The 6,464-nt window shown below is 43.2% G+C and carries 7 protein-coding genes; 6 read left to right on the forward strand and 1 reads right to left on the reverse strand.

The genetic code is table 11. From position 1 onward, the window contains the following. Positions 1-2: 2 nt before the first annotated feature. From modB to BCU91_RS11630, 6 genes are all read left to right on the forward strand, one after another. Complete coding sequence (gene modB / locus BCU91_RS11605) at positions 3-683, forward strand: molybdate ABC transporter permease subunit (RefSeq protein ID WP_102520208.1); 681 nt, start codon at positions 3-5, stop codon at positions 681-683. After that, the gene (locus BCU91_RS11610; protein WP_076541366.1) at positions 664-1,770 is read left to right on the forward strand and encodes an ABC transporter ATP-binding protein; all 1,107 of its coding nucleotides are present in this window, start codon (positions 664-666) and stop codon (positions 1,768-1,770) included. Before modB ends, BCU91_RS11610 begins: the two co-directional genes overlap by 20 nt. Before the next feature lie 82 nt (positions 1,771-1,852). Next, positions 1,853-2,377, forward strand: coding sequence for a hypothetical protein (locus BCU91_RS11615; RefSeq protein WP_102435995.1), 525 nt, complete (start codon positions 1,853-1,855; stop codon positions 2,375-2,377). 11 nt (positions 2,378-2,388) lie between these two features. Next, positions 2,389-3,066 (forward strand): response regulator transcription factor, encoded by a 678-nt coding sequence (locus BCU91_RS11620; RefSeq protein WP_102531520.1) that lies wholly within the window; start codon positions 2,389-2,391, stop codon positions 3,064-3,066. A 49-nt stretch (positions 3,067-3,115) separates the two neighbouring features. Further along, positions 3,116-4,372: a HAMP domain-containing sensor histidine kinase gene (locus BCU91_RS11625; RefSeq protein ID WP_102435999.1), complete on the forward strand. Its 1,257-nt coding sequence runs from the start codon at positions 3,116-3,118 to the stop codon at positions 4,370-4,372. A gap of 63 nt (positions 4,373-4,435) precedes the next feature. Further along, positions 4,436-5,116 (forward strand): TIGR01621 family pseudouridine synthase, encoded by a 681-nt coding sequence (locus BCU91_RS11630; RefSeq protein WP_102531521.1) that lies wholly within the window; start codon positions 4,436-4,438, stop codon positions 5,114-5,116. A 47-nt stretch (positions 5,117-5,163) separates the two neighbouring features. Here the strand turns inward: BCU91_RS11630 and BCU91_RS11635 are convergent, their stop codons facing one another. Further along, a complete protein-coding gene (locus BCU91_RS11635) occupies positions 5,164-6,360 on the reverse strand; it encodes a GGDEF domain-containing protein (RefSeq protein WP_102436003.1) in 1,197 nt (398 codons plus the stop codon). Positions 6,361-6,464 lie beyond the last annotated feature (104 nt).

The raw sequence follows: 6,464 nt of genomic DNA on the forward strand, positions 1-6,464 counted from the left end.
CTATGGATTGGCAATCGTTATGGTTATCAGCCAAGCTGAGTAGCGTTACTGTGCTAATTTTAGTGCCATTGGCCATTGTAGTTGGTCGACTACTGGCTTACCGTCAGTTCAAAGGGAAGTCATGGGTTGAAGCGTTAATCATGGTGCCCTTAGTGCTGCCTCCCACAGTAATAGGCTATTACTTACTGGTTGGCCTTGGCAGTCAAAGCCTCATCGGCCAATGGGTTGAGTCACTCTTTGGCGCGCAATTAGTGTTTAACTTCTCCGGTTTAGTGATCGCCTCTATTTTAGTCAATATTCCCTTTGCTGTGCAGCCCATCCAGCGGGCATTTGAAACTATCCCTCACGATATTCCTGATGCCGCCGCCTGTTGTGGCATGAGTTGGTGGCGAATTTTTGTCAAAATTGAGCTGCCGATGATTTGGCCAGGAGTATTAACCGCAGTGGTACTGTGTTTTTCCCATGTGCTAGGTGAATTTGGCGTAGTGCTGATGCTAGGCGGTAATATTGCCGGTGAAACCAAAACCATTTCTATTGCTATCTACGACAGTGTGCAGGCCTTTGATTTTGAATCTGCTGGTACCATGTCACTGGTGTTATTAGTTTTTGCTGTCAGTGTATTGGCGATTACTACCAGTCTTTCTCGACGTTTAGGAGGCCAGCATGCCAATCCGCAGCGTTGATTTACATTGCCAAATTTCCCAACAAGCACCGATCCCATTAGAGGCTAGCTTTAGCTGTAAAGCGGGAGAAGTCTTGGCTGTAGTGGGTCCTTCAGGGGGCGGTAAAACCACCTTGCTGCGAATGATTGCGGGCTTAGGTTCAGCTCAACAAGGAGCGATTCAAAGTGGAGATAAAACTTGGTTTTGTCATGAGAAACGCATCAACTTATCACCGCAGCAACGTCATATAGGCTACGTGCCACAACACTTTGGTTTGTTTCCGCACTTAACGGCACTGGATAATGTTATTTCTGGGCTGGATCATATTCCAAAGCATGAGCGTAAAGCCCGTGCGTTAGATTGGTTAGAGCGAGTTAATTTACATGGCTTGCCGGCACGATTACCGGCGCAGCTTTCGGGTGGGCAGCGCCAGCGAGTCGCCTTAGCCAGGGCGCTTGCCAGAGAGCCGGCAGTTTTATTGCTGGATGAACCCTTTTCTGCGGTGGATAGAGAAACCCGAGAAAGGTTATATATTGAGTTAGCACGGTTAAAATCGCAATTATCAATTCCAGTGATTATGGTGACCCATGATATGAATGAGGCTTTATTACTGGCCGATAAAATGATTTTAATCAGCCAAGGCAAGATGCTCCAGCAAGGTAAACCGTTTGATGTCTTGTCTCATCCTCGCAATGAAACCGTGGCGAGGCAAATGGGCTTACGTAATATCTTTAATGCCCAAGTGTCTGGTCGTGATGAAAAAGCCAATATTACTTGGCTTAAAATGGGCGACCAGATTATTGCTAGCGATAGCGCCCCAGATTGCGAAGTTGGTCAAACCGTACGCTGGGTGATCCCTAATCAGGGCATTCGATTCAGCGCTATTACCAGCGGCCGCCTTTGCCGCAGTATCAATAAACTCGATATCGTGATTGATTCTATGTTGGTGATGGGGGAATCTGTACGTATAAAAGCGCGTATGGCAGGGATTGATGAGACGTTTAATATGGATGTGCCAGCTCACTTAGCGACTAAACTTGAGCTACAACAAGGTTTAGCCACCACAATAGCATTGAAGTCAGAACAAGTTCATATTCTAGAATCATGATCAATTATTAATCTTACAAAGCTTGGGTCTTTTAATCGGCTTAGGTAAAGTAGCTCAATTATCAATGTCTTTTGAGGCTCTCATGTTCCGTATTGTTCTATCATTGCTTGTGGTATTTCCTTCAATGGTGATGGCAACGCCTAGTATGCATACTTTGTTATCTCAAGGTGAGTACGTTGAACCAATTGTGGTGATCCAGCAAGTTGAAATGGAGCACGATGGTTTGGTTTCAGCTTTTGATATGGATATTGAAAACGATCAATTAATTTATGAAATAGAACTCATCAACTTAGATACTAACGAACTCATAGCATTTGAATTTGACGCCCAAGATGGCAGTTTGAAGAGTAAAAAGTTAAGTCAATTTGCCTCAGATGATTTAGACCAGATTAAGGCCGCTAAAGTACTTATTGAACATAACATGAGCTTTTCAGATTTGGTGAAGTTAGCGACAAAAAATAAATCTGGCTATTTAATTGAAGCAGAACTCGAACACGATTTGACCATTAGTTATTTAGAGTTAAAACTACTTAATGTAAATAATAAGCATACCATTGCTTTTGATATTGAGAATTTACGTCCATTACCCCTACTGCAGTGGGACTAAGGAACAGCACTATGCGAGTATTAATCGTTGAAGATGACGCAACAACATTACAGTATGTTGCAGAGGGTTTTACGGCTCAAGAATATCAAGTAGATACGGCAACCAACGGCCATGATGGCCTGTATAAAGCCAAAAATAATGATTTCGATATTATTATTCTAGATCGAATGCTACCCCAAATTGATGGGTTAACACTGCTAACGGCATTACGTAAAAATGGTAATGAAACTCCAGTATTAATCTTGTCAGCGCTAAGCCATGTGGATGAGCGTGTAAAAGGCCTGCGTGCCGGTGGCGATGATTATATGACTAAGCCCTTTGCGTTTGCAGAGTTGCAAGTGCGAGCTGAAAAGTTAATTCAACGCAATGCGCCAGCTACAAATAGTACCGATCTTGAAGTCGGTAATTTGAAAATGGAGCTACTCACGCGCAAAGTGACCTTAGATGACCATGAACTCATGCTGCAACCTAAAGAATTTCAGTTACTCAAATACTTAATGGAGCATCCCAACAAAGTCATTAGCCGTACGCTATTGTTTGAAGCTGTGTGGGATTACCATTTTGACCCCCGCACCAATGTGATTGATGTACATATCGCTAAGCTACGCCGCAAGTTTGAAGAGTTAGGTCACCCAGAAATTATCGAAACCGTTCGAGGGGCTGGTTATCGCCTCAGTAAAGGGAATTAAACCCTACCAAAGTAGTGCTTGGCGGATCACGCTAATATTTTCTACTTTGGTGACCTTGTTAATTGTACTGCTGGTATCGGGTTTATACCGGCAGCTAGTCATGGAACAAGAAAGCCAAGTTGAGCAGCATCTCGCGACTGAAATGCAGCGCTACAAGCAATTAGCCCTCACTGTGGACCGTCGTAGTTTTGCGGCGCAAATTCGCGCGGCTGATCCCAAAACCGCGTTAATTGCTTGGCGTAATAATGTCGACATGGTTGGTGCCTTAAGTTTTGTACCTGACAACATGCCATTATTGCCTGAAACCCGCGATTTCCCCATTCTCACTGGCGGACCAGATAAACTGCATATTTTGACCGGAGGATTGGTGTTAACCAATTACGGTCCCGTGCTTATCGCCACCCGTACTGATAACTTAGCTGCATTGATTGATAAATTTGTTAATGCGGCCTTTTGGATGGTGGCGCTGACATTAGCAATGACCTTAGCCGTTGGTTTTATTTTCTCTAAAGCCATCTTACGGCGCTTAGTTCAATACAATCTATTGAGTCAGAAAATTGAGCAAGGACAATACGATACCCGTTTTCCTGTCAGTCATAATCAAGATGAATTTGATATGCTCGCAGGACAGTTTAATCGGGTATTAGATACCTTAGAGCACAACTTAATGTCAGTACGCGGGGTGACCGATAATATCGCCCATGACTTACGTACGCCGCTTTCGCATTTGCGCATAGGTATCGAGCAGTTACCGCAAAAACCGGCCGAGCAGGTACCTGAGCTCACCGCAATGCTGCTAGAAGAGCTAGATCATTGCTTAGCAACCTTCGATGCCATGTTGTCACTAACGCGCATTGAAGAAGGCCAGCAGACCCTTGATATGCAACCCGTTAGCTTGCAGCAGCTTTGCCAAGATTTATATGAAATGGCAGAAGTGGTGGCCGAGTCTAAACAGCAAACCCTTAATTTAGTGATTGAAAATGATGTCACTATTTCAGGGGATAAATACCTGCTATTCCAAGCATTATTTAACCTAGTGGATAATGCCATTAAGTACGCGCCTGAAGATGCCGAAATTAGCATTGTGCAACAAGGTCGGCGGATCCAAATTATTGATAATGGCCCAGGGATAAATGCGCAAGACAAAGAACGAGTGTTTGAGCGTTTAGTGCGTTTAGATCCTAGTCGTCACCATCAAGGCACAGGTTTAGGGTTATCTATGGTAAAAGCGATTTTATCTCGCCACCGTGCCAGTATTGAATTGGTAGATAATAACCCTGGTTTGATTGCCGATATTCATTTCTAATGTTCACTTCCAGTATTCAATGTTATCTCGCATCACTCATCATTACTTAATAGAAGCCCATTTATGTATCAGCTAGTTGAGCAGCATCCTGACTTTATTATCATTAATAAATCCGCAGGGGTTCATTTTCACAGTCAAGATGGTAATGCGGGCGTAGTCGCTCAAGTTGAGGCTGATTTAGGGATTAAATTATATGCGGTACACCGCTTAGATACGCCAACTTCAGGCTTATTGATTTTGGCAAAATCTTCAGCCGCGGCTGCTATATTCACCGAGATGTTTAGCGCTCATAAGATCCAAAAATATTATTTGGCCATTGCTAAAGGTAAGCCGAAAAAGAAACAAGGTTGGGTGATTGGCGATATGGCTAAGTCGCGTCGCAGTATGTATAAGTTATTACGTTCTACTGAGAACCCCGCTATCACGCAGTTTTTTTCCCATTCAATTGCCGCTGGGACTCGGTTATATTTACTAAAACCACTGAGTGGTAAAACCCATCAATTACGGGTCGCGTTAGCCAGTCTAGCGGTACCGATTTTAGGGGATAGCCTTTATGGCGGAGAGGCATCAGATAGATGCTACCTGCATGCAATGGCGCTGCAGTTTGAATATAAAGCTACGCAGTACCAATTTATTCAATGGCCCCATTTAGGTGAGCAATTCAAACTGGCAGCAGTCACTCAGCAGCTAGCAAATGAATGGCAAAGTCCCAATGATTTACCATGGCCTGCGCCAGTAAAGTAAACGTGCTCAGAGTCATCACGCTTGCAGTAAAATGGATTTGTTAGCGGTTAAATTGAATCGCTTTGTAAGCGCATTAGGTTGGCTGATTTAACACAATTGCGACCACTGTTTTTTGCTTGATACATGGCTTTGTCGGCCAGTCCTAATAACGCTTCGGCATCGACGCCTTCTTTCATGGTGACACAGCCGATACTGGCTTCAATGGATATGGTGTTACCGTGCCAGTCCAGTTGAATTTGAGCTAATTTATGCTGCAGTTTGCTTGCCACTTGTAGCACGTTATCTTCATCGGTTAAGGGTAAGATCAGCACAAACTCTTCGCCGCCAAAGCGGCATAAATAGTCTAATTTTCGGGTCGCTGAGCTCAATTGTTGCGCCACCGCTTTAAGCACTTCATCACCAGCCACATGACCATAATTATCGTTTATATCTTTAAAGCGATCTAAATCAATCACCATCACACTGAAGCTAACCTTATCCCTTAACCAGCGTTGATGTTCAGTATTGAGTTTATGTTGCAGGGCATTACGGTTCCATAATCCGGTGAGGGCATCCTTGTTGGCGAGAGTTCTAATCTTTACGACTAGGCGATTGATAGTGTTACCAATAATAAGAATATTCACGATCAAAATAAGTGCGATATAGGTCCATAAAATAGGGATAGATTCTTTGGCATTAAAGGCGGCGTAATTGGCTACTTTTTCTGGATAGAGCATCAAAATGAACGCTCTGATAAAAAACATGAATCCAATAGCAACAATGGGGATGACTAACCAATAAGTTGCAAAAGCAGTAAAGTTAGCTTTCAACGCGACATAGTGATCTTTGGCGAGCATAAAAAATAGTGTGGCGGCACTAAAGGATAAAATAATCATCAAGTACGCAGAGCTAGAGGCTTGTGGTTTAGCCAATAGCATTAACCCGCCAGTGATAAACAGCAGCATTAAATCATTGCGATGGCTAGAGGTCAGGTGATACAGCCGTTGTGCGCCCCAGCGTAATAAACAAAAGCCAATCAGGATGAACATATCAGCGACTAGCCAATGTAAGTAGCTGGGTTCATCTGTGCGCTGAATGTAAAGCTGCATGCCGACAAGGATAGAAAAATTAGCCAATGCAAAGCGTGAGCTGGCACTGGGCGCGACCTTCATTGGTACGACCATGATGATCCAAGCGACAGTTGCTGCAATACAAAGCACGCAAATAACTTGAATTAACACTAAGCTACTACTATTTTCTATCATTAAGCCTTCAAAAATTTATAAATATTTCAATATGAAATTGTAGGTAAAATAATCATAATGATATTTAGCGACTTTCACAATTGGTTATTATTTTTACACTAGTT

The organism is Shewanella sp. 10N.286.52.B9, from assembly GCF_002873635.1.
Lineage (GTDB): Bacteria > Pseudomonadota > Gammaproteobacteria > Enterobacterales > Shewanellaceae > Shewanella.

What these genes read in the sequence shown, in the direction of transcription:
- BCU91_RS11615 (WP_102435995.1), top strand. Translation starts at nt 1,853, where the DNA reads ATGTTCCGTATTGTTCTATCATTGCTTGTGGTATTTCCTTCAATGGTG.
- modB (WP_102520208.1), top strand. Translation starts at nt 3, where the DNA reads ATGGATTGGCAATCGTTATGGTTATCAGCCAAGCTGAGTAGCGTTACT.
- BCU91_RS11630 (WP_102531521.1), top strand. Translation starts at nt 4,436, where the DNA reads ATGTATCAGCTAGTTGAGCAGCATCCTGACTTTATTATCATTAATAAA.
- BCU91_RS11610 (WP_076541366.1), top strand. Translation starts at nt 664, where the DNA reads ATGCCAATCCGCAGCGTTGATTTACATTGCCAAATTTCCCAACAAGCA.
- BCU91_RS11635 (WP_102436003.1), bottom strand. Translation starts at nt 6,360, where the DNA reads ATGATAGAAAATAGTAGTAGCTTAGTGTTAATTCAAGTTATTTGCGTG.
- BCU91_RS11620 (WP_102531520.1), top strand. Translation starts at nt 2,389, where the DNA reads ATGCGAGTATTAATCGTTGAAGATGACGCAACAACATTACAGTATGTT.